This is a genomic window from Aestuariispira ectoiniformans (genome assembly GCF_025136295.1).
In the GTDB taxonomy this organism is placed as follows: domain Bacteria; phylum Pseudomonadota; class Alphaproteobacteria; order UBA8366; family Aestuariispiraceae; genus Aestuariispira_A; species Aestuariispira_A ectoiniformans.
Genome location: NZ_CP062788.1, coordinates 3,138,605 through 3,165,529, shown reverse-complemented (window position 1 = coordinate 3,165,529; position 26,925 = coordinate 3,138,605). Strand labels below are relative to the sequence as shown.

Annotated in this window: 23 protein-coding genes; 14 read left to right on the top strand and 9 right to left on the bottom strand. The window is 58.1% G+C overall.

The window, feature by feature from the left end; genetic code table 11:
- Positions 1 to 79: 79 nt before the first annotated feature.
- The 6 genes from IF205_RS14830 to IF205_RS14805 are packed head-to-tail and all read right to left on the bottom strand — an operon-like array spanning position 80 to position 6,106.
- Complete coding sequence (locus IF205_RS14830; RefSeq protein ID WP_259780131.1) at positions 80 to 1,138, bottom strand: carbohydrate kinase family protein; 1,059 nt, start codon at positions 1,136 to 1,138, stop codon at positions 80 to 82.
- A gap of 29 nt (positions 1,139 to 1,167) precedes the next feature.
- A complete protein-coding gene (locus tag IF205_RS14825) occupies positions 1,168 to 2,244 on the bottom strand; it encodes a Gfo/Idh/MocA family oxidoreductase (RefSeq protein ID WP_259780130.1) in 1,077 nt (358 codons plus the stop codon).
- An 11-nt stretch (positions 2,245 to 2,255) separates the two neighbouring features.
- A complete protein-coding gene (nagA, locus tag IF205_RS14820) occupies positions 2,256 to 3,398 on the bottom strand; it encodes an N-acetylglucosamine-6-phosphate deacetylase (RefSeq protein ID WP_259780129.1) in 1,143 nt (380 codons plus the stop codon).
- Positions 3,398 to 4,435: an SIS domain-containing protein gene (locus IF205_RS14815; protein WP_259780128.1), complete on the bottom strand. Its 1,038-nt coding sequence runs from the start codon at positions 4,433 to 4,435 to the stop codon at positions 3,398 to 3,400. Before IF205_RS14815 ends, nagA begins: the two co-directional genes overlap by 1 nt.
- 22 nt (positions 4,436 to 4,457) lie before the next feature.
- On the bottom strand, positions 4,458 to 5,213 hold the full coding sequence (locus IF205_RS14810; protein WP_259780127.1) for a GntR family transcriptional regulator: 756 nt from the start codon (positions 5,211 to 5,213) through the stop codon (positions 4,458 to 4,460).
- Positions 5,210 to 6,106 carry a glucosamine kinase nucleotide-binding domain-containing protein gene (locus IF205_RS14805; RefSeq protein WP_259780126.1) on the bottom strand — a complete coding sequence of 299 codons (897 nt, stop codon included), beginning with the start codon at positions 6,104 to 6,106 and terminating at the stop codon, positions 5,210 to 5,212. Before IF205_RS14805 ends, IF205_RS14810 begins: the two co-directional genes overlap by 4 nt.
- A 265-nt stretch (positions 6,107 to 6,371) precedes the next feature.
- Here IF205_RS14805 and IF205_RS14800 point away from each other — a divergent pair, with 265 nt between their 5' ends.
- The 5 genes from IF205_RS14800 (at position 6,372) to IF205_RS14780 (ending at position 11,673) form a co-directional block, all read left to right on the top strand.
- On the top strand, positions 6,372 to 7,289 hold the full coding sequence (locus IF205_RS14800) for an N-acetylmuramic acid 6-phosphate etherase (protein ID WP_259780125.1): 918 nt from the start codon (positions 6,372 to 6,374) through the stop codon (positions 7,287 to 7,289).
- A gap of 52 nt (positions 7,290 to 7,341) precedes the next feature.
- On the top strand, positions 7,342 to 8,619 hold the full coding sequence (locus IF205_RS14795) for an ABC transporter substrate-binding protein (RefSeq protein ID WP_259780124.1): 1,278 nt from the start codon (positions 7,342 to 7,344) through the stop codon (positions 8,617 to 8,619).
- Positions 8,620 to 8,681: 62 nt separating this feature from the next.
- Positions 8,682 to 9,659 carry a carbohydrate ABC transporter permease gene (locus IF205_RS14790; protein ID WP_259780123.1) on the top strand — a complete coding sequence of 326 codons (978 nt, stop codon included), beginning with the start codon at positions 8,682 to 8,684 and terminating at the stop codon, positions 9,657 to 9,659.
- Positions 9,660 to 9,672: 13 nt separating this feature from the next.
- Positions 9,673 to 10,512 (top strand): carbohydrate ABC transporter permease, encoded by an 840-nt coding sequence (locus tag IF205_RS14785; RefSeq protein WP_259780122.1) that lies wholly within the window; start codon positions 9,673 to 9,675, stop codon positions 10,510 to 10,512.
- Between the two features lie 36 nt (positions 10,513 to 10,548).
- The gene (locus IF205_RS14780; RefSeq protein WP_259780121.1) at positions 10,549 to 11,673 is read left to right on the top strand and encodes an ABC transporter ATP-binding protein; all 1,125 of its coding nucleotides are present in this window, start codon (positions 10,549 to 10,551) and stop codon (positions 11,671 to 11,673) included.
- On the opposite strand, the gene IF205_RS14775 is transcribed toward IF205_RS14780, so the two are convergent.
- Positions 11,667 to 13,151, bottom strand: a complete 1,485-nt coding sequence (locus IF205_RS14775) for a sensor histidine kinase (RefSeq protein WP_259780120.1) — start codon at positions 13,149 to 13,151, stop codon at positions 11,667 to 11,669. The genes IF205_RS14780 and IF205_RS14775 overlap by 7 nt on opposite strands.
- 34 nt (positions 13,152 to 13,185) lie before the next feature.
- Positions 13,186 to 13,917 (bottom strand): response regulator, encoded by a 732-nt coding sequence (locus IF205_RS14770; protein WP_259780119.1) that lies wholly within the window; start codon positions 13,915 to 13,917, stop codon positions 13,186 to 13,188.
- 252 nt (positions 13,918 to 14,169) lie between these two features.
- On the opposite strand from IF205_RS14770, the gene IF205_RS14765 reads away from it, so the two are divergent.
- The 9 genes from IF205_RS14765 (at position 14,170) to eda (ending at position 23,630) form a co-directional block, all read left to right on the top strand.
- Positions 14,170 to 15,432 (top strand): ABC transporter substrate-binding protein, encoded by a 1,263-nt coding sequence (locus tag IF205_RS14765; protein WP_259780118.1) that lies wholly within the window; start codon positions 14,170 to 14,172, stop codon positions 15,430 to 15,432.
- Positions 15,433 to 15,594: 162 nt separating this feature from the next.
- A complete protein-coding gene (locus tag IF205_RS14760) occupies positions 15,595 to 16,530 on the top strand; it encodes a carbohydrate ABC transporter permease (protein ID WP_375542652.1) in 936 nt (311 codons plus the stop codon).
- Positions 16,523 to 17,410 (top strand): carbohydrate ABC transporter permease, encoded by an 888-nt coding sequence (locus IF205_RS14755; RefSeq protein ID WP_259780117.1) that lies wholly within the window; start codon positions 16,523 to 16,525, stop codon positions 17,408 to 17,410. Before IF205_RS14760 ends, IF205_RS14755 begins: the two co-directional genes overlap by 8 nt.
- An 18-nt stretch (positions 17,411 to 17,428) precedes the next feature.
- On the top strand, positions 17,429 to 18,553 hold the full coding sequence (locus tag IF205_RS14750; protein WP_259780116.1) for an ABC transporter ATP-binding protein: 1,125 nt from the start codon (positions 17,429 to 17,431) through the stop codon (positions 18,551 to 18,553).
- 9 nt (positions 18,554 to 18,562) lie between these two features.
- Entirely contained in the window at positions 18,563 to 19,441 is an 879-nt protein-coding gene (locus IF205_RS14745; RefSeq protein WP_259780115.1) for an SMP-30/gluconolactonase/LRE family protein, read from the top strand.
- Positions 19,442 to 19,444: 3 nt separating this feature from the next.
- The gene (locus IF205_RS14740) at positions 19,445 to 20,227 is read left to right on the top strand and encodes an SDR family oxidoreductase (RefSeq protein WP_259780114.1); all 783 of its coding nucleotides are present in this window, start codon (positions 19,445 to 19,447) and stop codon (positions 20,225 to 20,227) included.
- A 17-nt stretch (positions 20,228 to 20,244) separates the two neighbouring features.
- Positions 20,245 to 22,038 carry an IlvD/Edd family dehydratase gene (locus tag IF205_RS14735; protein WP_259780113.1) on the top strand — a complete coding sequence of 598 codons (1,794 nt, stop codon included), beginning with the start codon at positions 20,245 to 20,247 and terminating at the stop codon, positions 22,036 to 22,038.
- A gap of 19 nt (positions 22,039 to 22,057) precedes the next feature.
- The gene (locus IF205_RS14730; protein WP_259780112.1) at positions 22,058 to 22,984 is read left to right on the top strand and encodes a sugar kinase; all 927 of its coding nucleotides are present in this window, start codon (positions 22,058 to 22,060) and stop codon (positions 22,982 to 22,984) included.
- 1 nt (position 22,985) lies between these two features.
- Positions 22,986 to 23,630 (top strand): bifunctional 4-hydroxy-2-oxoglutarate aldolase/2-dehydro-3-deoxy-phosphogluconate aldolase, encoded by a 645-nt coding sequence (gene eda, locus IF205_RS14725; RefSeq protein ID WP_259780111.1) that lies wholly within the window; start codon positions 22,986 to 22,988, stop codon positions 23,628 to 23,630.
- Here the strand turns inward: eda and IF205_RS14720 are convergent, their stop codons facing one another.
- Complete coding sequence (locus IF205_RS14720) at positions 23,631 to 26,924, bottom strand: error-prone DNA polymerase (protein WP_259780110.1); 3,294 nt, start codon at positions 26,922 to 26,924, stop codon at positions 23,631 to 23,633.
- Position 26,925: the final 1 nt, after the last annotated feature.

The window sequence follows — 26,925 nt, the reverse complement described above, 5'->3', positions numbered from 1 at the left end:
CAAGCGTTCCTTTACTGTAAGACTTATTCCTACAGCCTAATGGAGGTCTTCGGCCTGAAATTGTCAAGCGATCTGCGGTTTACAGCTTTTCTGCCAAGGCGTCTGCCCTCAGGAGGCCGCTTTGTGTGTCGATACGCCCGACGACGGAGGCTGCGTTGATCGCCGCCAGTTTTGCCGCCGTCTCCGCGTCTTGTCCCAGGGCCTGCTGGGCGGCAAACGTTGAGGCGAAGGCATCGCCCGCACCGGCGGTTCCGCGCACTGTGACCGGCAGGGACGGACAGAAATGAATGTTGCCGTCGTGGCAGATATAGGCCCCTTCGGAACCGTTGGTGACGACGACGGTCGAGGGGCCGTGCGCATGCATGAGTTCCGCGAATTTCTGCAGGGCGACGCGGCGCTCACCCAGCGGCAGGCCATCCTCCAGCAGTTCCGGTCCTCCCGGCTTGGCCCCGTCCACTCCTTGGGAGGGCAGGCGGTCCCGGCTTTCCAGCGGCAGCGCCACGCAAAGCTGTGCCGCCTCGACCGTGTTCAGGGTGACAACATCAACCCATTGCAGGGTCCGCAGGATTTCCTGCCCGCGATAGGTCAATTGACGAATGCCGGGGTTGGCGGCGACGCGCGCGCCGGCGGTCTTGGCGAGTTCCACGATGCGCGGGAAACAGGCGGCTGAATTACCCGACAGGCCCGTGACATAAACCAGATCCTGGCCGTCGAAAATCTCCGGTGTGATTTCTTCGGGTGTCAGCAGGGTATTTGCACCGCGGCTGACAAAGATCGTGGGGTTGTTCACATGCGAGGAGATCATGATCGACTTGGCCGTCGGCAGGGCGGCGTTGCGAATGGCGCCGCTGGTATCAATACCTTCTTCGGAAAGGCAGGAAATAACCTTCTCTGCCTCCAGATCCTGACCCAGCTTGACGAGGCAGGATACCTGTAACCCCTGGCGCGCCATGGAAACGGCCGCGTTGGTTGCTCCGCCGCCGACGAAGGAATCAATCTGCTCTGCTTCAACCTTGCGCCCTTCCTCCAGCAGCAGGAAGGAGGAGGTGGCGTTATGCATGGTGATGCGTTCAATTTCGCGATCTGCGACTGTGGCAATCACGTCGATGGTGGCGCCGCCGATGGTAAGGGCTTTCATGGGACGGATACTCTCTCTGTCGCTGTCGATTACAAGGTGACGATCTGACCGGTACGAACGGATTCATCCGCCGCCAGGGCGATGCGCAGGCTGTTGACGGCATCATTCATATGGTCGGTCAGGTCTATGTCGTCCACGATGGTGCGGTGGAAATAGACCTGCTCGCGCTCGCACAGTTCGTCATGGCCGGGCTCTTCATCCATACGCAATATCTCGTCAGCCCTTGTGAACCGGCCCTGGCCGTCCAATTCGCCATGATGGACGCGCAGGGCGCTGGTCTTGGTGTGAGCGTCCACATCGTCGGATTTATGCCCCTGTCCGGCTTCTTCCGCGGCGACGATGCTGACACAGCCTTTCGGGCCGATCACGTCTTTCACAAAGAAGGCGGTCTCGCTAATCATCGGACCCCAGCCTGCCTCATACCAGCCAACGGACCCGTCTTCGAAGCGGACCTGCAACTGCCCATAGTTATACATGTCAGCACCGATTTCCTCGGTCAGTCGTGCGCCGATGGCATGGACGGATACGGGTTTGGCCCGCGTCATCAGGCACATCATATCCAGATAGTGGACACCGCAGTCGACGATGGGCGACAGGCTTTTCATCAGGTTCTTGTGCACACCCCAGGTCTCGCCGCTGCTTTGCTGGTTCAGGTTCATACGCATGACCAGCGGTTTACCCAACGTCTGAGACAGTTCGACAAACTTTGCCCATGAGGGGTGATGGCGCAGGATATATCCAACGACCAGTTTCCGCCCTGTTTCCCGCGCAACGGCGATAACCTTTTCCGATTCCGCCACGGTTTCCGCGACCGGTTTTTCCAGAAAGACATGGGCGCCTGCCTGAAAGGCCTTGATGGCGAATTCGGCATGGCTGTCGGGATAGGTGCAGATGCAGACCGCATCCGGCTTCAAAGCTGCAAGCGCTGCTTCATAATCATCGAAACGGGGGTAGGCGGTCAGTTGGTCAGGCAGGCCGGTCATGGTTGTGGCGCTGCGGCTGCACAGGCCGACAATGTCAAACCCATCGAGGGCGTGATAGGCCTTGGCATGGGAAAGCCCCATATTGCCGAGGCCGACAACCAAAATACGGACGGGTTGCGACATTAGATACTCCCTTAATAAAACTCTGCCTTGCCCCCGATCCAGGTCGCGGTGACTGTCAGGTCATCGTCCAGCAACACCAGATCGGCGTCATAGTCCGCGGTGATCCGGCCGATTTCCTTGTCCAGTCCCAGGAACCGGGCCGGATAGAGCGAGGCCATACGCAGGGCTTCTTCCACCGGGAGGCCCAGCCGCCGGACGGTGTTGCGAACCGCGCTCGCCATATCCAGATCCGATCCGGCCAGCGTGCCGTCAGACGTGGCACAGCGCCCATCCCTGGCGACGATGGATTCGCCATAGAGGGTAAATTCTTTATTTTTCGCCCCCACGGTCGGCATGGCATCTGTGACCAGCATCATCTTGCCTTTGGCCTTCGCGGCGATGGCAACGCGCAGGCTGGCATCATGAACATGATAGCCGTCCACGATCAATCCGCACCAGCTATCGGCATCTTCAAGGGCTGCGCCCACCATGCCGGGCTCCCGGCTGGTAAAGGGTGTCATGGCGTTGAAGAGATGCGTAAATCCGGTAATTCCGGCGTTCAACCCGCGCCTTGCGTCGTCATAGGTGCCTGCGGTGTGCCCGGCACAGACGATAACATCCTCGTCTGTGAGGCGGTTGATGAAGTTCGGCGAGACTTCCTCCGGCGCGAGGGTGGTGACAACGACACCCATATCCTTGCGGGAAAACAGCGTCAGGGCCTGCGCGTCAACCTCGCGAATGACCGCTTCGTTATGAACGCCTTTGCGCGCCTTGCTCAGATAGGGGCCTTCGAAATGGACACCGCGAACGCCTGCCACGCCATGTTTGAGGGCATCCGCCGTGGCCTCGCCGACAGCTTCCATGACCGTCCATTCGTCGCTGACCATGGTCGGCAGCATGGTCGTTGTACCGAAACGGCGATGGGCTGCCGCAATCCGACGGATGCCGCCCACTGTCGGTTCTTCGTTAAGCAGGACGCCTCCGCCGCCATTGACCTGCACGTCAATGAAACCGGGGGCCAGAAGCTGACCGTTCAGGTCCACGACCTCTGCATCAGCGGGAACATCAGAGGCGTTGATAATATCCGCAATTTTATTGTCATTGATGACAATGGCCTTGCCCTCATGGATGCTGTCGCCATCAAAAAAGCGCCCATTTGTCAGATAGGTGGGCATTACTGCGTCTCCGTCACTTTGCGCAGGTGCGGTGGGTGGTCCGGGTCGAAATCCCGTGCCAGCGCCACTTGGTTCACCAACAGGTAAAAGCTTTGGATCATTGCGAGCGGGGCGGTGGCGGGATGCATATCCGGGACAACGGGTAGGCGACCCTGATCGGCATCGCCGGGTTCGGCGACAAAGACCCGTGCGCCTTTGTCGCGCAATTTGCCAACCAGTTCCCGGACGCCCGCACGGGTCTCATCCTCCTGGGAGAATACCAGGATAGGATAGCGTTCGCGCACAATCGCGAGCGGCCCATGCATCAGTTCAGCCGAACTGAAGGCCTCCGCATGAATAGATGAGGTCTCCTTGAATTTCAGGGCGGCTTCCAATGCGATACCGAAGCCGAGGCCCCGTCCGACCACAAGCAGGTCGTCTGCGGCGGCCAGGGGGATGACGGCCTTGCTCCAGTCCAGTTTTGCTGCCTCGCGCAGCTGGTCGGGCAGGGCTTTGACCGCGGCTTTCAGGTCGTCGCGCCCACTCAGATAGGCGGTTACCTGCAGGATTGCCGCCAGCGATGCGATATAGGTCTTGGTGGCCGCCACGCTGTTTTCCGGCCCGGCGTGAAGCGGCAGGACCAGATCGGCACGTTCCGTGACCGGTGAATCCTCCACATTGACGATTGCAAGGACGAAGGCCCCATTGGCCTTGGCCCAGTCCACATTGGCGACCAGATCGGGGCTTTTGCCGGACTGGGAAATCACGACGAACAGGCAATCGCTGAGCGCCATCGACTCGCCATAGATGGACCCGATGGACGGGGCACTAGAGGTGACCGGCAGGCCGAGAGAGGTTTCCATCAGATATTTGGCATAGGCCGCCGCGTGGTCTGAACTGCCACGTGCGCAGGTCGCGATCAGGCGCAAGGGGTGTTCCTGAAAGCGCGCCGCCAGCGTTTCGCAGATGGACTGATTGGCGGCGAACTGCCGGTCGAGAACGTCGGCGGCCTCGCGGGCTTCCTGTTCCATCAAAGTCGTCTGCGCAATCTCGGTCATGACCGTAATAATTCCTCAGGCATCAAAGTTGCAGTTCGGCGACGAAGTCGTAGGAGTCGCCTCGATAATAGGATCGCACGAACTCCACCGGCTGCCCGTTGGGCAGGAAAGAGCGTCGTTCGATATAAAGGCAGGCAGTGCCGGGCTGCACATTCAACAACCGCGCCTGTTCATATTCAAAAAGCTGGGCGCGCAAATGCTGCAAGGCCCGGGTCGGGCGCATATGGCTGCGCTCCAGTACTGCATAAAGAGAGCTGTCGACCTGTTCGGGATGGGGCAGGGCGCTTGCGGGCAGGATGGCCTGTTCCAGGCACATCGGTTTGTCATCGGCGAAGCGGATACGATAAAGCCGTGCGACTTCCGCGCCCGGTGACAGGTTCAGGGCAATGGCCTCGTCCGGCGTGGCGGAACCCAGACTCCGGTCAAGCCATTCAACGGAAGGCGACAGGCCGCGTGCTTCCATATCCTCGGTAAAACCCGTTAGCTTGGAAAGCGGCTGTTCGACACGCGGGGCAACAAAGGTGCCTGCACCCTGGCGTTGGACCAGAAGGCCTTCTTCGACCAGTGAACCAACGGCCTTGCGGACTGTCACGCGGGAAACTTCCAGTTTCTGCGCCAGATCCCGTTCCGGCGGCAGGGCGTCGTCAGGGCTGAGCACGCCCTGTTCGATAGCCTTGCGGATGCCGTTCTTGAGACGCCGGTACAGTGGCGACGCGCTCGCCCCCTTCAGGTTGGCTTCCTGCCGCAGGGTTTCCAGTACCGGGTCAAGGCTGTTCATATGCGTCGGCCTTTCTGTTCGAATGCCTGTCGGGCCATGCGGATGGCGCCTTCCATGGCGTCGCCCTTCGGTTCGACCAGAAGCGGGATGACCTCGCCCGGCAACCAGTCCTTGAGGTATTTTGAAAAACCACCGAGCAGGGCGACCCTGTCGGCCCCTTTGCGTTGCAGGGCGTGAATAATCTGTCCGGCCTCCTTGGCGGATTCCCAGAGGATGCGCTGGGCCAGACTGTCGTTACGTCTGGCATATTCTACCACCAGCGGGGCAAAGGTGCCGTAATCGGTTGGTTTGGCTGATTCCGCCCAGATGACCGCCTTGTCGGGATTATTGTCGAAACGGTCCATGACAGCATGGGTGAATTCCGACTGTGGCAGGATGTCGTCATGGGCCTGCAGGGCGCGCCGAATCGCTTCCAACCCCACATGAGCGCCACATCCATGATCGGAAATCCGGAAACCCCAACCACCGATATTGATGCCTTCACCGTTTATGATGGCATAGCCGCAGCTACCGGTGCCGAAGATGGCAATGCCACCGTCTTTTCCATCATGAGCACCCAGGCAGGCAGTGTAGGCATCGGTGCCGATGGACAGCGAGGCAAAGGGGTGTTCATAGGCCAGCATGGCTTTCCGGTCCCGCTCCAGATGGAGGCCCGCCAGACCGAAACCGGCGTGGAGACGGCCAATATCACTTTCCGATAGTCCGGCGGCGGTCAGGGCCCTTACAGTTGTCCCGATGATCTCCTGATAGGCACTGTCGATGCCTAATGTTGTATTGGTCGGACCACCGAGGCCTTCGCCCAAGACTGTTCCGTCTGCATCTACAATGCGGGCCCGGCAGGAGGTGCCGCCACCGTCAATTCCCAGAAATAAAGTCCCGTTCGCCATGCTCATGCTGATAGGAGGCCCTCGTTAATGTTGGCATGTCCAATTTAGAACTATTTGTGATTTCAGGCAATACCAATAAAGTACCACTTTTGAGAATTTATAAAATTTGATCTTTTTGTGTTCCTTTTTGAAATTTTATCAAGCATCTGAAAAGTAATAATAAATTATAAGTATTTGGGCTGTTTTGAGTGTGGTGAATAGCAGGTGGAGTGAAAAAAGGAGTCGCCTTCAACTTATTTTTGGTATTATATTGGTAGCAATATTGGTCTGTATGAGATGGGTTGCAGGGATGCAGGAAACAGAGCGTGCCTCAAAAAAATATATGGGGCTGGATACCTGGCCGGATGTTGATGTCTTGTCCGCCTTTTGGGACGGGCAGATGTCGGCCGTTGCAGCCGTCCGTCCGGCGCTCCCGCAGATTGCAGCCGCCGTTCCCCCTGTTGTCGAACGCCTGCGTGAAGGTGATAGTCGCATGATTTATGCCGGGGCGGGGTCGTCCGGGCTTCTGGCCATGCAGGACGGGATGGAACTGACGCCGACCTTTGGTTGGCCGTTGGCGCGGCTGGAGTTTCTGATGGCGGGCGGTGACGCTGCGCGTTTGACCCCGCAGGGTGTCTCTGAAGATGATGTGGCTTCCGCCCGGAAAGATGCGGCAGAAATCGGTCTGCGTCCGCATGACGTGGTGATCGTCGTCGCGGCCAGCGGTACGACCCCCTACACCTTGGAAGTCGCGCGCCTTGCCAAGCAGGCGGGGGCGTTGGTTGTCTCCATCGCCAATAACCCGAATGTCCCGCTACTGGAGATCGCGGATTATCCAATTCTGTTGGAGACCGGTCCGGAGGTTGTTGCTGGCTCTACGCGTCTGGGGGCGGGGACGGCGCAAAAGGCCGTGCTTGGGATGCTGTCCTCGACTGTGATGACCCGCCTGGGGCATGTGGTGGACGGCCTGATGGTCAGTGTTGTCGCCGATAATGAAAAACTGCACGAACGTGCGGCCCGGATCGTCGCGCAAATCGCCGGTTGCGATCCGTCGCTGGCCGCGGATGCCTTGAAACAAGTGGATGGCCATGTGAAGCCGGCCGTCCTCGTCGCTGCCGGACGGTCACCGGCAGAGGCACAGGCCCTTCTCACCAAAACCGGTGGGGATTTGAGGGCCGCAATGAACCGGTCGCAGTCAAGCAGCCGGTAGTCAATCCTGAACAGGGATTTCACAGTTGTTTCGAAGTTGGAGGAGACGAGAGGTGAAGACTAAATTCAGTGTAATGTTGACCCGGACCACGGCTTTGGCCGCTGTCTTCGGTGCAGCAATGGCAGTGGCGGCATCCGCACAGGCGGATACTGTCCTAAAAATTGAAAGCTGGCGTAATGATGATGCCGATATCTGGAGCGACCAGATCATTCCGGCGTTCAATAAGGCGCATCCGGATATCAAGGTGGAATTCACACCGACACCGCCGGCGGACTATAACGCCAGCCTGAACGCCAAACTGGCAGGTGGCACGGCGGGTGACCTGATTACCTGTCGTCCATTCGACGCGTCGCTGGACCTTTATAACAAGGGGCACCTCCTGGCGGTCGACGACCTGAAGGGGATGGATAATTTCTCCGATGTTGCCAAAAGCGCCTGGCAGACCGACGACGGTAAGACGACCTTCTGCCTGCCGATGGCATCCGTTATTCATGGCTTCATGTATAACAAGGAAATCTTCAAGGAACTGAATCTGTCTGTGCCGAAGACGGTTCCGGAATTCATGAAGGTTCTGGAAACGGTGAAATCCGAAAGCCGCTATACGCCGCTTGCCATGGGCACCGCCGACCAGTGGGAGGCCGCAACCATGGGCTTCCAGAATATCGGTCCGAACTACTGGCATGGCGAGGAAGGCCGCAAGGCCCTGATCGACGGCAGCGAAAAGCTGACCGACAAGCCTTACGTGGATACGTTCAAGCAACTCGCCAGTTGGGCACCTTATATGGGCCGTGGCTACAAGGCGCAGAAATATCCTGACAGCCAGAACCTGTTCTCGCTGGGCCGTGCGGCGATCTATCCTGCCGGTTCCTGGGATATCACGACTTTCAATAACCAGGCCGACTTTGAGTTCGGCGCATTCCCGCCGCCGCTGCCGGAAGGTGAGAAAACCTGCTATATCAGCGACCATACGGATATCGCATTGGGCATCAATGCTGATTCCCCCAATGCTGCTGCCGCAAAAACCTTCCTGGAATGGATGACGACGAAGGAATTCGCAGAGATTTATTCCAATGCTCTGCCGGGCTTCTTCTCGCTGTCCAAGCATAAGGTCGATGTGAAGGATCCGGTGGCGCAGGAATTTGTGAGCTGGCGTGACAGTTGCAAGTCCACGATCCGCAATTCCTACCAGATTCTGTCCCGTGGGACGCCGAACCTGGAAAACGAGCTGTGGAACGTCAGCGCGCAGGTAATCAACGGCACCATGACGCCCGAACAGGCCGCCGAAAGCGTCCAGTCCGGTCTCGCCAAATGGTACAAGCCGCAAATGTAAAAAAAGCGGTCCGCATGGGGTGGCTCCGGCCATCCCATGTCCTGCTTTAGGGTATCTTCACTATGACAAGCCTTGCCCAACAACATGACGACGCGACGGTCGACGCGCGTGCACAGGCCGGAAGCCGTGGTCGCCGTTTCCCCATGCATATCGTGGTATTCCTGGCCCCGGCGGTAATCATCTACACGATGTTCATGATCTATCCGTTGGTGGATTCGGTCCGGCTCAGCTTTTTCACCACCGATGAGGCGGGAGACTATCATTTCGCGGGTCTTGCCAACTATGTCACCATGATGTTGGACCCGGACTGGTCCGGCGCCTTCTGGAATGCGCTTTATAACAACCTGAAGTTCTTTGCCGTGCATATGCTGGTGCAAAATCCCGTCGGGTTGATGCTGGCGGCCCTGTTGAGCCTGCCGAAAGTCCGGTTGCGCAATACCTATCGCACATTGCTCTTCATGCCGACCATGCTTTCCGTGGTGATTATCGGTTTTGTCTGGCAGTTGATCCTGAATCCGCTTTGGGGGATCAGTGAAACGCTATTGGATTATGTCGGGCTCATTGATTGGTTCCAGCCTTGGCTGGGGCAGGAAAACACCGCCCTTGTCACGCTGTCCCTGATTTCCGTCTGGCAGTTCATCGGCATCCCCATGATGCTGATCTATGCCGCCCTTCTTTCCATTCCGGATGATCTCGTAGAGGCGGCTGTTATCGACGGGGCAAACCATTGGGATGTGTTCTGGCGGATCAAATTCCCGTTGATCCTGCCGACGATCGCGATGGTCTCTATCCTGACTTTTATCGCCAATTTCAACGCCTTCGACCTGATCTATGCGGTCAAGGGTGCACTGGCCGGACCGAATTTCTCCACCGATATCATGGGTACGCTCTTTTATCGGACCTTCTTCGGGTTCCAGCTTCAGATCGGCAGCCCGACCATGGGGGCGACGGTGGCAACGCTGATGTTCCTGGTGATTCTGGTGGGGGTTCTGTTCTACCTCTTTGTGATTCAGCGCCGCTTGCGCCGCTACAGCCTGTAAGGGAGGGGAGAGAATGAAGAACCAAATCCGCAAACCCCTCAGCGCCACGATGGTGCACGGTATTCTCCTGGCTTATACGGTGCTGGCGCTGTGGCCGATCTTCCTGATCATCATCAACAGTTTCAAAAGCCGGAAGGCGATCTTCCGGGACCCGATGGGGTTGCCAGGTGTCGATTCATTCAGCCTGATCGGCTTTGAGAAAGTCCTGACCAAATCCAATTTCGGTCTTTATTTTACCAACAGCGTGACAGTGACGGTGGTGACACTGGTCGTTGTCCTGCTGGTCGGTGCGATGGCCGCCTGGGGGCTCAGCGAATACCGTTTCAAGGGCAATACTGTCACCGGACTTTATCTGGCAATCGGCATCATGGTGCCGATCCGTCTGGGCAGTGTCAGCATCCTGAACCTTGTGGTGGATTTGGGCCTGACCAATACGCTGACGGCGTTGGTTCTGGTTTACACTGCGCAAGGCTTGCCGCTGGCGATTTTCATCCTGTCGGAATTCATGCGTACCATCCCGAAGGACCTGAAAGAGGCGGCGCGCTGTGACGGGATCAGCGAATACGGCATCTTCTGGTTTGTGATCCTGCCGTTGATCCGTCCGGCAATTGCAACGGTGGGTGTGTTTACCATGGTTCCGATCTGGAATGACCTGTGGTTCCCGTTGATCCTGGCGCCTTCGGAAGAAACGCAGACCATCACACTTGGTGTGCAGCAGTTCATCGGCCAGTACGTAACTGACTGGAATTCGGTTCTGGCGTCGCTGACCCTGGCGATTGTGCCGGTTCTGGTTCTTTACCTGATTTTCTCCCGACAATTGATCCGCGGCATTACCGCCGGTGCGGTCAAATAGGTCGATGGCAGACAGTTTTGTGAGTGGAAATTTGAAATGTCCGATATCCGTCTCGACAAGGTAAAAAAGCATTATGGCGATGTGGAGGTGATCCACGGCGTTGACATTGATATCACCGATGGTGAATTCGTGGTCTTCGTTGGTCCCAGTGGCTGTGGTAAGTCCACGCTTTTACGTATGATTTCCGGTCTGGAGGAAATCAGTTCCGGTGATCTCTATATCGGCGGTGAACGCGTCAACGACTACACGCCAAAGGAACGCGGGATCGCCATGGTGTTTCAGTCCTATGCGCTTTATCCGCATATGACGGTCTACAAGAATATGGCCTTTGGCCTGAAGCTGGCGAAACGCAACAAGCAGGAGGTGGACCGCCGCGTACGTGAAGCCGCCCGCATCCTGCAGTTGGAACCATTGCTGGACCGCCGCCCGGCGGAACTTTCCGGAGGTCAGCGCCAGCGTGTCGCCATTGGCCGTGCCATTGTCCGCAACCCGAAGGTTTTCCTGTTTGACGAACCCCTGTCCAACCTGGATGCGGCGCTGCGTGTACAGACCCGGATCGAGATCGCCAAACTGCATGAAAACCTGAAATCCACGGTCATCTATGTGACCCATGACCAGGTAGAGGCGATGACGCTGGCTGACAAGATCGTCGTGCTGAACCAGGGCAATGTGGAACAGGTGGGCTCGCCATTGGAGCTTTATCACCACCCGCGCAACCTGTTCGTGGCGGGTTTTATCGGTTCCCCGGCCATGAACTTCCTGCCGGGCAAGGTGGAGGCCATTGATGATTTCGGCCTTACCGTTGCCCTGAAGGTGGGAGGCTTCGCACGTCTGCCCGTGTCAGGCGAAGGGCTTTCGAACGGCGACGAAGTCACCGTCGGTGTTCGCCCGGAACATCTGCAGGAAGGCGAGGGCGAGGGCCTGTCGCTCAGCGGTGCCGTTGATGTGGTCGAGCGACTGGGCGATGTGTCCTACGTCTATTTCCATACCGCCGACGGCGTGCGCGCAACCCTCAGCAGCGCCGGGACCAGTCCGGCGAAAAACGGTGAGAACATGAAATTCCATGCCGATCTCGATAGCGTCCATGTCTTCGGATCAGACGGGATCGCGCTGGAGAAGCTATCCGCCAAAGAGGAAGTTGTCCTGGCCGGGGCTCAGTGACCGCGCTGATTTTCCTGTAACTCCAACCCGCGCGGCAGGGTGAGGCGGACCATCAGGCCGCGCTGCAGGTTGATGAGTTCCAGTTTTCCGTGATGGGCCTGGGCGACGGTATAGGCGATGCTGAGGCCCAGGCCGCTGCCGCCGGTTTCGCGGTTCCGCGATTTCTCCAGGCGATAGAAGGGTTTCATCACATTGCCCTGTTCTTCGTCGGGAATGCCCGGGCCGCGGTCGGTGATTTCCAGAACCAGTTCACCCGGTTTTACCAGCATATCCACTTTGGCCTGATGTCCGTATTTGATGGCATTGCCGACCAGGTTGGAAACGGCGCGTTTCAAGGCAACGGGCCGGGCCATCATGTTCCCGGTCAAAAGCCGTTTGAGGTCCAGGGCCTCCGCCTCGCCGCCAAAGACAGTAGACCGGGTTTCCACCGTTGGATATTGAGGGTCGGTCAGGGTGACGGGCATGCCGACATCCGCAAAGTCATCGCAGATGCTTTGCACCAGCGAGAGGAAGTCGATCTTTTGCACTTCCTCTTCAACAATCGTGCCTTTCAGGAAATCAATGGCATCCTCGATCATGGTGAGCATGGAATCGAGATCGTTGTGGATTTTCTCCCGCAATTCATCGTCGTCGATTTTTTCAGAGCGCAGGCGCAACCGGGTGGCTGGGGTGCGCAAATCATGGGAGATGGCCGCCAGCATGCGGGTCCGTTCGGCAACCATTTCCTTGCGGCCGATCCGCTCGGAAGACAGCAGACCGAATAGGTCGAGCGCCTCGCGGGTCCAGCTTGCCCGCGGTTTGGGCAGACTGTCCGCATCGTGATCTTTGGTGACGCGGGCCAGCAGGCGATAGGGCCGCGCCAGGCGCTGGCAGAAGATCAGGAACAGGGCGGCGGTCAGTGTCATACCAGCCAACATGATCATGGCCCAAGTGACCTCTGTCGTGCGGCTGTGCCAGTATTGGGGACTTGTGATGCGCAACAGGCTGCCATCCGGGTATCGGATTTGCAGGCTGATCGGTTCGTCATGTCGGGCGAGGCTGACGGCAAGCGATGTCAGATGCGCCTCCAGTGTCGGCAGCGGGTGCGCGGTTGCCAGCAGCCGTTTTCTGAGTGGACCATTCGCGCTGTAGACGGAAATCAGCGGTCCACCGTAATAGGGTGGCGGTAGAGGGGTATAGGGATTATCCCCGAAGTCGGCGGCCTGAGGCAACCATTCATAGTGAATGCTGTTTGCGATTTCCAATTCTTTCAGGCGTTTAACGCGAAACTCGGTCGACATACGCCGGGTCCGCTCATAGGCGGCGGCGATGGTGGGGCCCAGCCATGCGGCTTCCGAAATCTCCGCGCGCCGTGTCAGGATGCCGCCGATGCCTGCCGCCGCAAAAAGGGAGGCAAGCAGGCCCGCTGAAAAGCCGATGACGGCAATGCGATTGCCCAATGTCTTTGGCAGGACGCGATCGAGAAAACGTTCAATCATGGAAGCACTATGTGGGGAATCCGATCGCACGGCGTCAACGTACCTTCACTGTCTCGGTGAAGATATAGCCCTGGCCGCGCACGGTCTTGATCAATCCATGCTGGGAACTGCCAGGAGACAGTTTTTTACGCAGGCGGCTGATCTGAATGTCGATGCTGCGGTCAAAGGGGATGGCTTCCACACCCCGTGTTGCGGCCAAGAGGTCGTCCCGGCTCAGCACTGCTTGGGGGCGCTGAAGGAAGGCGAGCAATAATTCGAACTCGCCACTGCTCAGTTGCACCAGTACCTTGTCCGGCGACCGTAATTCCCGTTTGCCTTCCTGCAGGGTCCAGCGGGCGAAATGGAAGGTCCTGTTTTCTGGCTGTTTGGTTTCCGTTTCACCTGTGTTGGCCGATTGGCCTGAGCGGCGCATGATAGCCTTCACCCGCGCCAGCAATTCACGTGGATTAAAGGGTTTTTCCATGTAATCGTCAGCACCCACTTCCAGGCCGACAATCCGGTCGGCCTCGCCGGTGACGGCGGTCAGCATAATAATCGGCAGATCGGAATCTTCGCGAATCTCACGGCATAAAGCCAGGCCATCGTCGCCCGGCAGCATCAGGTCGAGAATCACCAGATCGATGTCCCAGACCTGCAAAATCTTGCGCATTTCCCCGCCGTTACAGGCGACGGAAACACGAAAACCGCGCTGGGTGAAAAAGTCGTGCAACAGGTCGCAAATCTCAAGGTCATCGTCTACGATCAGTAGATGTTTAAATGAATCCATCCTGGAAACCGCCACTTAAGTTTAATATTTCGCAATTGCGGTAAGGTTTTGAAAAATAAGTATAGATCTCAATAAATGTAACAAAGTTTTTCCATGTAACCTTTGTGAAATCTTCTGTTACCCTATTCTCGTCGCGATCTGTCTTCTTTCCTTCTAAAAACCACGATGACACCGAGTAACCGTTCCTTATTCAACAACTAAACAATGGAGCGGTTAACCAAGTTTCGTCAACGCTATATGGGAGGCTTATTGATGAATGCCATTCTTCGCAAACTAACTGCGACAACGATTCTGGCAGGCGGCATTGTCGCCGCTGCCGCAGGTGCGCAGGCTGAACCGACTGCAGAAGTTCTGCACTATTGGACATCCGGTGGCGAGGCAAAAGCCGTCAAGGCACTGAAAGAAGATTTCGAAGCCCATGGTGGTAAATGGGTCGATGCACCGGTGGCCGGTGGTGGCGGTGACGCCCAGGCGGCTGTGCTGCGTTCCCGTGTGCTGTCCGGCAACCCGCCGACCGCAGTCCAGATCAAAGGCCCTAACATTCAGGAATGGGCGGAAACAGGCGCGCTGGCTAACCTCGACAAGGTTGCCAATGAAGAAGGTTGGGACAAGGTCCTGCCGCCGTTGCTGCAGAAAATCGTCAAATATGACGGTCACTATGTCGCCGTTCCGGTGAACATTCACCGTGTGGACTGGATTTGGGCAAACCCGAAAGTCCTGGCAAAAGTCGGCGCTGGTGTGCCGACCTCCTGGGACGAGTTCAACGAAACGGCTGAAAAGCTGAAAGCGGCCGGGATCACGCCGCTGGCCCATGGCGGTCAGCCCTGGCAGGATGCGACCATCTTTGAAACCGTTGTCCTGGGCATCGGTGGTGCGGATTTCTTCAACAAGGCCTTTGTCGAGCGTGACGTCGACACGCTGAAGTCCGACACGATGAAAAAGGTCTTCGATGAAATGCGCAAGATTCGCGGCTATGTGGATCCCGACTTCCCGGGCCGTGACTGGAACCTGGCAACCGGTATGGTCATGCGCGGCGAAGCCGCCATGCAGATCATGGGTGACTGGGCAAAGGGTGAATTCCTCGCTGCCGGTAAAAAGCCGGGTGTGGATTTCGTTTGCGCGCCGACACCGTCTGATCATGGCTATATCCTGAACTCCGACAGCTTTGCCATGTTCAACGTGCAGGGTGACGATCAGAAGGCTGGTCAGGACCTGCTGGCGAAGCTGATCCTGGGTGAGAAATTCCAGGAAACCTTCAACCTGTACAAGGGCTCTATCCCGGCGCGTATCGGTGTGCCGCGTGATAAGTTTGACGATTGTGCGGTCAAATCCATGGATGACCTGAAGGTTGCATCCGACAACAACACTTTGGTCGGTTCCATGGCGCATGAAATTTCCACGGCGGGTGCAATCCGCGGTGCGATCCTTGATGTCGTGACGGAGCATTTCAACTCCGACATGTCGTCCGACGAAGCGGTGGTCCGCCTTGCGGAAGCCGTTGAACTCGCCCTCTAAGCGGCGTTTGGTCCGGTCCGTTCCCGCTTGCCCATTGTCGGGGACGGACCGAACCGCTTGTGACTGTGGCGCTGCATTGACTGTGAGTGCTGCGAAAGTTGAGGCCGCTTACGGCCCATCCCGATCTGAAAAAGAAAAGGCTGTACCATGGCAAACGGGGAAATGAGCTCGATTGCAATCGGTCAGACCAAGCAAGACCAAAAGACAAGCATGATGGACAAAGTGAAAGACTGGCTGCGCTGGAATACATCCAAGCTGGTCGTGGCACCGTCCTTTGCCTTGGTCCTGGTTTTTGTCTACGGCTTCATTGCCTGGACCGGTTACACCTCCTTCACGAAATCCAAGATGCTGCCCATCTACAGCTTCGAAGGGCTGTATCAGTATATACGTCTATGGAAACTGCCGCCCTGGCATGTGGCGATTGAAAATCTCGTGATTTTCGGCGGCCTGTTCATCATCGTTTCCATCGTGCTGGGCTGTCTGCTGGCTATTCTCCTGGATCAGAGAATCCGGGGTGAGGGCATACTGCGGACCATCTACCTCTATCCGATGGCAATTTCCTTCATCGTGACCGGTACGGCCTGGAAGTGGATTTTGAATCCGGGTCTCGGGATCGAAAACCTGATGCATGGCCTGGGCTGGACCTCCTTTGAGTTTTCCTGGCTGGTCGACCCCGACATGGCGGTCTACACCCTGGTCATTGCCGGGGTCTGGCAGGCTTCCGGCTTTGTCATGGCGATGTTCCTTGCGGCGCTTCGCGGGGTGGATCAGGAGATCATCAAGGCGGCCTATCTGGATGGCGCATCGATCTCGCGGATTTATCTGGTGATCATTCTGCCGACGTTACGCCCGGTGTTCCTCAGCAGTTTCGTGATCCTGTCGCATCTGGCGATCAAGAGCTTTGATCTCGTTGTCGCCCTGACCGGCGGCGGTCCGGGCTATTCCTCCACGTTGCCTGCGAATTTCATGTACGAGATGACCTTCCGGCGGAACCAGATCGGCCTGGGTGCGGCCAGCGCGATCATGATGCTGGCGACCGTGATGGCGATCATCGTGCCTTATCTCTATTCCGAACTGCGGGAGAAAAAACATGGCTGATGTGGCGCAACTTCCCGGCAGCCGTAGCCCGTGGCATATGGCCCTGCGTTTTGGCTTGTATTTCCTGCTGTGTGTTTTCGCGGTTTATTACCTGCTGCCGCTTTTTGTGGTGCTGTCGACGGCTTTCAAGGATCTGGACGAAATTCGATCCGGTACCTTGCTGTCGCTTCCGGCGGAACTGAATGTGGATGCCTGGTCCTTTGCCTGGAGCGAGGCCTGCGTCGGGGTGAGCTGTGAAGGCTTGCAGCCCTATTTCTGGAACTCCGTCCAGATGGCGATCCCGGCGGTCCTGATTTCCAGTTTCCTGGGCGCGCTGACCGGCTATGCCCTGACCAAATTCCGTTTCAAAGGCGCGAATGTGGTCTTTGCCATGATCCTGTTCGGTTGCTTCATTCCGTTTCAGGTGGTCCTGCTGCCAATGGCGCAGACGCTTGGCTGGCTGCATATGGCCAACACGATCCCGGGGCTGGTTCTGGTCCATATCATGGCGGGCCTGCCTTTCACCACGCTGTTCTTCCGGAACTATTATGTGAATATTCCCGATGACCTGGTGAAGGCGGCGACCATCGACGGCGCAGGGTTCTTCACCATCTTCTGGAAGATCATCCTGCCGCTGTCACCGCCGATCATTGTGGTGACCATCATCTGGCAGTTCACGCAGATCTGGAACGACTTCCTGTTCGGCGCCAGCTTTACCACGGGTGGCGGCCAGCCGGTTACGGTTGCGCTCAACAACGTGGTCAACACCACCACCGGCGTCAAACGCTATAACGTAGATATGGCTGCGGCCCTGATCGCCGCGGCTCCCACCTTGCTGGTTTATGTCCTGGCGGGACGGTATTTCGTCCGCGGCCTGACGGCAGGATCGGTCAAGGGTTAAGAGACGGGAGAGAGAAACATGGCTTCCCTCAGCATTAATAATGTGAAGAAGGCTTACGGGGCGCTTGAAGTCCTCAAGGGCATCGACCTGGAACTGGACGACGGTGAATTCCTGGTTCTGTTGGGGCCGTCCGGCTGCGGCAAGTCGACCTTGCTGAATATGATTGCCGGCCTGGATACCATCACCAGCGGCGATATCACCATCGACAATCGCCAGATCAACAATATTCACCCCAAGGATCGCGATATCGCCATGGTCTTCCAGACCTATGCGCTTTATCCGAATATGACGGTGGGACGGAATATCGGTTTCGGTCTGGAAATGCGTAAGGTACCCAAGGTGGACCGTACGCAGAAAGTGACCGAAGCGGCCCGTATGCTGCAGATCGATCACCTTCTGGACCGTAAACCGGCACAGCTTTCCGGTGGTCAGCGTCAGCGTGTCGCCATGGGGCGTGCGCTGGTTCGCGATCCGAAAATCTTCCTGTTCGACGAACCGCTTTCCAACCTGGATGCCAAGCTGCGCGTGGAAATGCGCACGGAGATCAAGCGCCTGCACCAACGTCTGGGCACGACCATGATCTATGTGACCCATGACCAGATCGAGGCCATGACGCTGGCGAGCCGTATCGCGATCCTGAAGGAAGGCGTGGTACAGCAATTCGCCCCGCCGCAAGAGGTCTACGAGAAACCGTCCAATATGTATGTGGCAGGCTTTGTGGGCTCTCCCGCCATGAACTTCATCCCGGCGACGCTGACCACTCAGGATGGCGCGTTGGGCGTGACCATGGAATGCACCGCGAACGGCAGCCGCAGTCAGGTCTTCCTGCCGTTGGGGGATGATCGCAAGGAACTGGCGGATTGGGTCGGGCGCGAACTGGTGCTTGGCATTCGCCCGGAAAACCTGACGCATTATTCCGAAGCGGAAATGCAGCAGAAACCGAACAACTGCGCTTTCGACTGTCAGGTGGAGGTTCTGGAACCGACTGGCGCTGATACACTGACCTATATCGAATTGGGTGGCCGTGAGGTGATTGCCCGCGTAAACCCCTATAATGCGTCGGCACCTGGCTCTACCATGCAGTTCATGGTCGACATGGACAAGATCAGCCTGTTCAATCCGGAAACGGAAGAACGTCTGTAAGAGTGAGGGTTGGTTTTGGTTGAAGTGGTCAAGATTTGGGAAGGTCCGGCACAACTGGGTGAAAGCCCGTTATGGAATCCGGACCTTCAGGTGCTTTATTGGCTGGATATCGAAAAATCCAGGCTTTATGCACGTACCGAAGGAACAGGTACCGTAAACGGTATTAACCTGCCTGCAATGGCGGGGTCGGTCGCTCTTTGTGCCGAGGGCGGTCTGGTCGCGGCGATCGGGCGGGGATTTGCCCATGTCGAACCCATGACAGGCGAAGTCCGTATGCTGGCGACTGATATCGCACGCGAGGACTGCCTGATGAATGACGGCAAGGCCGATCGTAGGGGAACTTTCATTGCGGGGGCCAAACATCTGCCGGAAAGTGATCCGGTGGCCTCTGTCTGGTCTTTCACACACGGCCGGATCAGCCCCGTGATGGACCATTTCACGGTTTTCAACGGCCCGGCCTTCAGCCCGGCGGGGGACCGGGTCTATTTCGCCGACTCCCCGACCCAGCAGATCAAAACCGCCACCTATGATGCGGAAACCGGTGCGTTTGGTCCCTTTGAGGTTTTTGCCCAATTGGGTGAGGGGGACGGTTACCCCGATGGCATGACCGTTGATGCGGATGGCTGCCTGTGGAACGCGCATTGGGATGGCTGGCGGCTGACCCGCTATCGTCCTGATGGCACAATTGACCGCGTTGTGGAAATCCCGGTTCAGCGCCCGACCTCGCTTTGTTTCGGGGGGCCGGAGATGACCAGTATTTTTGTGACATCCGCCTCCACACGTATGACCGCACAGGAACTGGCAAATGCGCCTGCTTCCGGGGCGTTGTTCCGGATCGAGACAGATATTCGCGGGTTGGCTGAAACGCCCGTTTCCATTGAGGGATAAGCGATGCGCCTGAAGGATAAAGTAATTGTTGTGACCGGCTCGAATTCGGGGATCGGTCTGGGCATTGCCGAGGAAGTGCTGTGCCAGGGCGCAAAGCTGGTTCTGCATGGCAATGACGAAGCCAAGCTGAAAGCAGCGCAGGAGCAACTTGCCTCTGACAGGGTAACGGCTGTTGCCGGTGACCTGACGGACCCGGCAGTGCCGCAGACATTGATTGACGCAGCCCTCGCGTCTTTTGGTCGGTTGGACGGCGTTGTTAACAATGCAGGCATCTCCCCGCGCCATAATATCGAGACGGCAACGGCGGAAGAATTCGATTTCGTCTTTGCGGTAAATCTGCGCGCGCCGATGTTGGTTGCCAAGGCAGCGATCGCACAGTTCCGCAAACAGAAATCGGCGGGTGCCATCGTCAATATAGGCTCCATCAATGCCCATTGCGGTCAACCGGACCTGTTGCTCTACTCCATGACCAAGGGCGGTTTGCAGACCATGACCCGCAATCTGGCGGATGCCCATGGCCGGGAACTGATCCGGGTGAACCAGTTGAACGTGGGCTGGACCTATACGGAAAACGAAAACCAGATTCAGCTCAACGAAGGCCGTCCGGAAGATTGGATGGACCATCTGCACCCGTTGTCCGCGCCCAGCGGCACGATCCTGCGCCCGGAACAGATCGCGCATCATGCGATCTTCTGGCTGTCGGATGACAGTGCGCCGGTGAGTGGCTCGGTCTATGAGGTTGAACAATATCCGCTGATCGGTCGTAACCGTATCTCGGACAATTGATTGGAGGGACCTGACTTATGGGTGAGGGGACCAAGACCAGACACACGAAATTGCGCAGCCAGCTCTGGTTCGATGACAGTGCCGATCCGGGTATGACTGCGCTCTATCTGGAGCGTTATCTGAATTTCGGCCTGACGCGCGACGAATTGCAGTCGGGCCGACCGATCATCGGTATTGCCCAGACAGGTTCCGACCTGACGCCCTGCAACCGCCACCATAAGGATCTGGCGGAACGTGTGAAGGACGGTATCCGCGAGGCAGGTGGTGTGCCCCTGGAATTCCCGGTCCATCCGATTCAGGAAACCGGCAAGCGCCCGACGGCGGCGCTGGACCGGAACCTCGCCTATCTGGGGCTTGTGGAAACGCTTTATGGCTATCCCATCGACGGCGTGGTTCTGACAACCGGCTGCGACAAAACCACACCGGCGCTGCTTATGGCGGCGGCCACGGTTGATATTCCGGCCATTGTGCTTTCCGGTGGTCCGATGTTGGACGGTTATCACAAGGGCCGGTCGGTCGGGTCGGGGGCGGTTATCTGGGAAGCGCGCCAACGTCACGCCGCAGGTGAGATCGATTATGACGAATTCATGGACCTGGCGGCGGCTTCCGCGCCCTCCATCGGTCATTGCAATATTATGGGGACGGCGCTTTCCATGAATGTGCTGGCAGAGGCTCTGGGCATGTCCCTGCCGGGTTGCGCCTCGATCCCTGCGCCCTATCGCGAACGCGGCCAGATGGCCTATGCCACCGGCAAACGCGTCGTCAAATTGGTCGAAGATGACTTAAAGCCCTCTGATATCATGACGAAGCAAGCCTTTGAAAATGCAATCGTTATGGCATCTGCCATTGGTGCGTCCAGCAACTGTCCGCCGCATTTGAATGCCATCGCCCGCCATGTGGGCGTTGAGATCACCATGGAGGACTGGCAGCGGGTTGGTTATGAGGTGCCGCTGATCGTCAACTGCCAGCCGGCAGGTGTGCATCTGGGCGAACGTTTCCACAAGGCAGGCGGCGTGCCCGCCGTGATGGCGGACCTGATCGGTGCCGGTCTGATCCACGAGGATGTGACCACCGTCAACGGGCAGACCATGGCTGAGAATTGCAAAGATGCCGTCACCCATGACCGCGACGTGATCTGGCCGGTTGATGCACCGATGCAGGAAAAGGCGGGCCTGCTTGTCATGTCCGGTAACCTGTTCGACGCAGCAGTCCTCAAGACGTCTGTCATCGACGATGATTTCCGCAAACGCTATCTCAGCCACCCGGATCATCCGAATATGTTCGAAGGCAGGGCGATTGTCTTTGAAGGACCGGAGGATTACCACGCGAATATCAACAGCCCCGATCTCGATATCGACGGGAACAGCATCCTCTTCATCCGCAATTGCGGTCCGGTAGGTTATCCGGGTTCTGCGGAAGTGGTGAATATGCTGCCGCCGGACCGGTTGGTGAAAGAGGGGATTACCTCGCTGCCCTGTATCGGGGACGGCCGTCAAAGCGGCACGTCAGGTAGCCCGTCGATCCTGAATGCCTCACCGGAGGCGGCGGTGGGCAGTGGTCTGGCCTTGCTTAAAAACGGTGATGTGGTTCGCGTGGACCTGAATACCCGGCGGGTCGATATGCTGGTGGATGAGGAGGAGATCGAGCGCCGTCGCGCCGACTTCGTTCCCAATATTCCCGAAGATCAGACGCCCTGGCAAGAAATCTACCGTGGGGCGGTCGGGCAGCTTGCCTCGGGCGGTTGTCTGGAAAGCGCCACAAAATTCCAGCGGATCGTCGCCACCAAAGGCGAACCGCGCCATTCTCATTAAGGCAGGAGTGATAGAGACGATGACTTCTGTCGGTATTATCGGCGAATGTATGGTGGAATTGTTCGATACGGGCGATGGCCTGTATCGGCGTACCTATGGCGGCGATACGCTGAATACGGCTGTCTATCTGGCACGTTGTGGCGGCAGCGACATTGATGTGCATTACGCCACGATCCTGGGCGATGACAGTCTCAGCCAGGAGATGGTCGACGGCTGGCAGGCGGAAGGCATCAGGACCGATCTGGTGGAGCGTCTGGCTGGCACCGTGCCGGGCCTTTATCTGATCCAGACCGATGAGACAGGAGAACGCAGCTTCCTGTATTGGCGTAACGAGGCACCGGCGAAGAAACTGTTCCAGACTGATAATGCCGAGGCGCTGGAAACCGCGCTGATGAAGCGGGACTGGTTGTATTTTTCCGGGATCAGTCTGGCGATCTTGCCACCAGCGGGGCGTGCGAAGCTCTTTGCCCTGCTGGACCGGTTCCGTGCCAGGGGCGGCAAGGTGGCCTATGACGGCAACTACCGCCCGCGGCTTTGGCCGGAGGAAGAGGCGCGGGACGCAATGGTGGAGGCTTATCGGCGCTGTGATCTGGCGTTGCCGTCCTATGATGATGAGTGCGCGCTTTGGCAGGATGAGGACGAACAGGCGGTGTTGGGCCGCCTCTGGTCCTATGGTTGTACGGAAATTGTGCTGAAATGCGGGACTGATCCCTGTTGGGTGATCAGCGCTGGCGCGCAGCGGAGTTTCGATGTGTCTGCCGTGACCGGGGTCGTGGATACGACGGCCGCAGGCGACAGTTTCAATGCGGGTTATCTGGCAAGTCGGACCACGGGCGGCGATGTTCCACAGGCTGTGGCCGCGGGGCAGGCGGTCGCCGCCCAGGTGATCCAGCAAAAAGGGGCGATTGTGCCCATTCTTATTCCGGAAATCGTGAAGGCGTCTTGAGATGACTGATTTGGTGACTTTGCAGAAAACCGTGGACGCCATGATGCGGCGCGGGCCTGTTATGCCCGTCCTGACCATTGAGCGGGCGGAAGACGCCCTGCCGCTGGCAGAGGCTCTGTTGGCTGGGGGTATCTCCGTTGCCGAAGTGACGTTGCGCACCGGAGCTGCCCTGGCAGCGATGGAGCAGATCGCCAAATCCCTGCCGGAAATGGCTGTGGCAGCCGGAACGGTGCTGGAAGTCGAACAATTCGCGCAAGTGCGGGATGCGGGGGCGACGCTTGCGATCAGCCCCGGTTATACCGATGCGCTGCTGGCGGCATCGCTTGAGATTGGAATGCCCTATCTGCCTGCCGCCGCCACGGCGTCGGAAGTAATGACCCTGCGGCAGCGTGGTTTCAAATGCCAGAAATTTTTCCCCGCGACAGTGGCGGGCGGTATGCCTGCGTTGAAGGCCATCGGCGCACCGATCCAGGATGTTCAGTTCTGCCCGACCGGCGGAATTTCCGAATCCAATGCCGCCGATTTCCTGTCGTTGAAGAATGTCACCTGCGTCGGCGGTTCCTGGATCGCGGCAGGCGATCTGGTCAAGGTAGGGGACTGGGCGGAAATCACCCGACGCGCCAAGGCGGCTTCCCAAATCCGGTAGTTAGTGGAAATCGTGACTGTCCACTTTCAAACGGTTCGGGCGGCTTTTGCCCGATACGCTCAATTCTTCGGTCAATCTGTCGAGGGATATCGTCTCTTCTTTGCTGCGCCGTTTGGCGGTGATGGAGAAATTGCGCGGGTGGCGCATGGGACGGGTTTCCAGATTGCTGTCGCCGCTCAACCGGTTCAGAAGCGGTGTCAGATCCACGATCTTTTCCGCTACCAGATGGGTGACACGGTCTTCGCGCTGTAGCTTGCCGGTCACCCCGATCATCGGTGCGGTCATCAGGACACTGCGGTATTTTTCAAAGACCTTGGACCAGACCACGATATTGGCGAGTCCCGTTTCATCCTCCATGGTGAGGAAGACCACGCCACTGGCCGTGCCCGGACGCTGGCGTACGATGACCAGACCCGCATGGGTGGCTTTAATCCCGTCTTCCAGTTTGGGCAGGTCAATCGCCCGGCGCACATTGGCCTGGTTCAGCCAGTCCCGGGTCAAGGCCACCGGATGCGACCGCAGGGACAGGCGCAGGGTGGTATAATCCTCGATCACTTCCTCCGCCTGGCTCATTTCCGGCAGGACAACAGCGTCTTCAGGGCCGAATTCCGCAGAGACGGCCATGTTATGGGTCCGGTTGACCGCCGCGTCGAACAGGGGCAGGGCCGGCGGTGCCTTACGCCCTGACCCGAAGCGTTTTACCGCCCATAACGCATCCCGCCGCGACATCCCCAGCGAGCCGAAGGCATCGGCCTCCGCCAGTTTCTCCAAGGCATAGGGAGATAGACCCGTCTGCCGTGCCATCAGGTAAAGATCCTGATAACCGCCGGGTGGCCGGTTGATGGCGATGGCCAGCGCATCATGTTCCGAAAAGCCCTTGATCTGCCGAAAACCCAGGCGCAGGGCGTGATAGCCGCGTGGCGGCGGGTCTTCCAGGCTGTTGTCCCATTGGCTGTAATTCACATCAATGGGGCGGACCGGCACGCCATGATTATAGGCGTCGCGCACCAGTTGCGCCGGGGCGTAAAAGCCCATGGGCTGGCTGTTCAAAAGCGCACAGACGAAGACATCCGGATGATGGCATTTCATCCAGGCGGAGGCATAGACCAACAGGGCAAAGCTGGCCGAATGGCTTTCCGGGAAGCCGTAATCGGCAAAGCCCTCGATCTGTCTGAAACAGCGTTCGGCGAAATCCTCGTCATAACCGTTGGCGAGCATACCGCTGATGAATTTGTCCCGGTGATTGCCGATCTGGCCGGTACGTTTGAAGGTGGCCATGGCCCGGCGTAGTTGATCTGCCTCGCTGGCGGTATATCCGGCGGCCACCATGGCGATTTCCATGGCCTGTTCCTGGAACAGCGGCACGCCGCAGGTGCGCGCCAGCACGGACTTCAGTTCCTCCGACGGATAGCTGACCCGTTCCAGCCCCTGGCGGCGGCGCAGGTAGGGATGGACCATGCCGCCCTGGATCGGGCCGGGCCGAACGATGGCAACCTCCACCACAAGGTCATAGAATTCCTTGGGTTTGAGGCGCGGCAGCATCGACATCTGCGCCCGGGACTCTACCTGAAAGACACCGATGCTGTCGGCCTTTTGCAGCATCTTGTAGGTGGACTCGTCATTGGCCGCGCGGAAACTGGTGAGGTCCATGGGGCGGCGCTTGTGGGCCTGCAGCAAAGCGAAGCTTTTCCGCATGCAGGTCAGCATGCCCAGCGCCAGCACATCCACCTTCAGGATGCCCAGCGCGTCGATATCGTCCTTGTCCCATTCGATGGTGGTGCGGTCCCGCATGGCGGCATTGGCAACCGGCGACAATTCCACCAGCGGCCCCTGGGTGATGACGAAACCGCCCACATGCTGGGACAGGTGGCGGGGAAAGCCGATCAGTTGTTCACTCAAGCCCAGCACGGCTTCGACCCGTGGTTCGTCGGGCCGAAGACCGGCTTCCTGCACATGACCGGGGTCAACGCCTTTGGAGCCGCTGCCCCAGACGGTTTTGGCCAGTTTGGTCAGGCTGTCTTCGCTCAGGCCAAAGACCTTGCCCACCTCGCGCACGGCGCTGCGGCTTCGATAGGTGATGACGGTAGCGGTCAGCCCGGCGCGCTCCCGGCCATAGCGATTATAGATATGCTGGATCACCTCTTCGCGGCGTTCATGTTCGAAGTCCACGTCGATATCGGGTGGTTCCTTGCGTTCCTCACTGATGAAACGGGCGAAAAGCAGTTTGTGTTTTGCCGGGTCCACTTCCGTGATGCCGAGGCAATAACAGATCACCGAATTGGCGGCGGACCCGCGTCCCTGGCAGAGGATTTTCTCACCTTTGGCAAAGGCGACAATGTCATGAACCGTCAGGAAATAGGGTTCGTAAGCCACACGTCCGACCAGTTCCAATTCCTGGGTCAGGGCATGACGAACCTTGTCCGGCACACCCTCCGGATAGCGGTTTTGGGCACCGGCCCAGGCCAGACGGTTGAGGCGCTCATTCGCGGTTTCGCCGTCCAGCCCTTCATTGGGGTATTCGTAACGCAGCTCATCCAGAGTGAACCTCAATTGACCGGCGATTTCCAGCGTCCGGTCCAGCCATTCCGGATGGCCGGGAAAAAGGGCGGCCATTTTCGCGCCTGATTTCACATGCCTCTCCGCATTGGGGAACAGGCGGAAACCGGCCTCGTCCAGGGTGCAGCCCTCCCGGATGCAGGTCACAACATCCAACAGCGGCTTGCGCGCGGCCTCATGGATGTGGACGTCATTGGTGGCGACTGCCGGAACGCCAAGCTCCTTTTCGGCCTTTTCGGTGAAGGCGAGGCGGGCATCGTCGAAACCGTCGTAATGGCGGTTGATGGAAAGCCATAGCCGGTCACCGAAGGCCTCTTTCAGGATATGCAGCTTCTTGCCAAAACCTGCTTCCGGGCAGATCGGCTGGACCGCGATGAACAGGCTGCCTTCCGCATGGGCGGCGACATCTTCCAGATAGATCTCGCATTCACCCTTGGGCGCACGGCGCTTGCCAACGGTCAGCAACCGGCAGAGCCTGCCATAGGCCGCACGGTCGGTGGGATAGCAAAGCAGGGAAGGCGCATCCTGCAGGTCCAGCCGGACACCCGGATAATATGGCAGGCCATGGTCCTTGGCAGTGATATGGGCGCGAACCACACCGGCAAAGCTGTTCCGGTCGGTCAGGCCCAGACCGTGTAATTCCTGGATTTTGGCGGCCAGGACCAATTCTTCCGCATGGGAGGCCCCGCGCAGGAAACTGAAATTGCTGGTGGTTTGTAATTCAACATAGTCACGCATG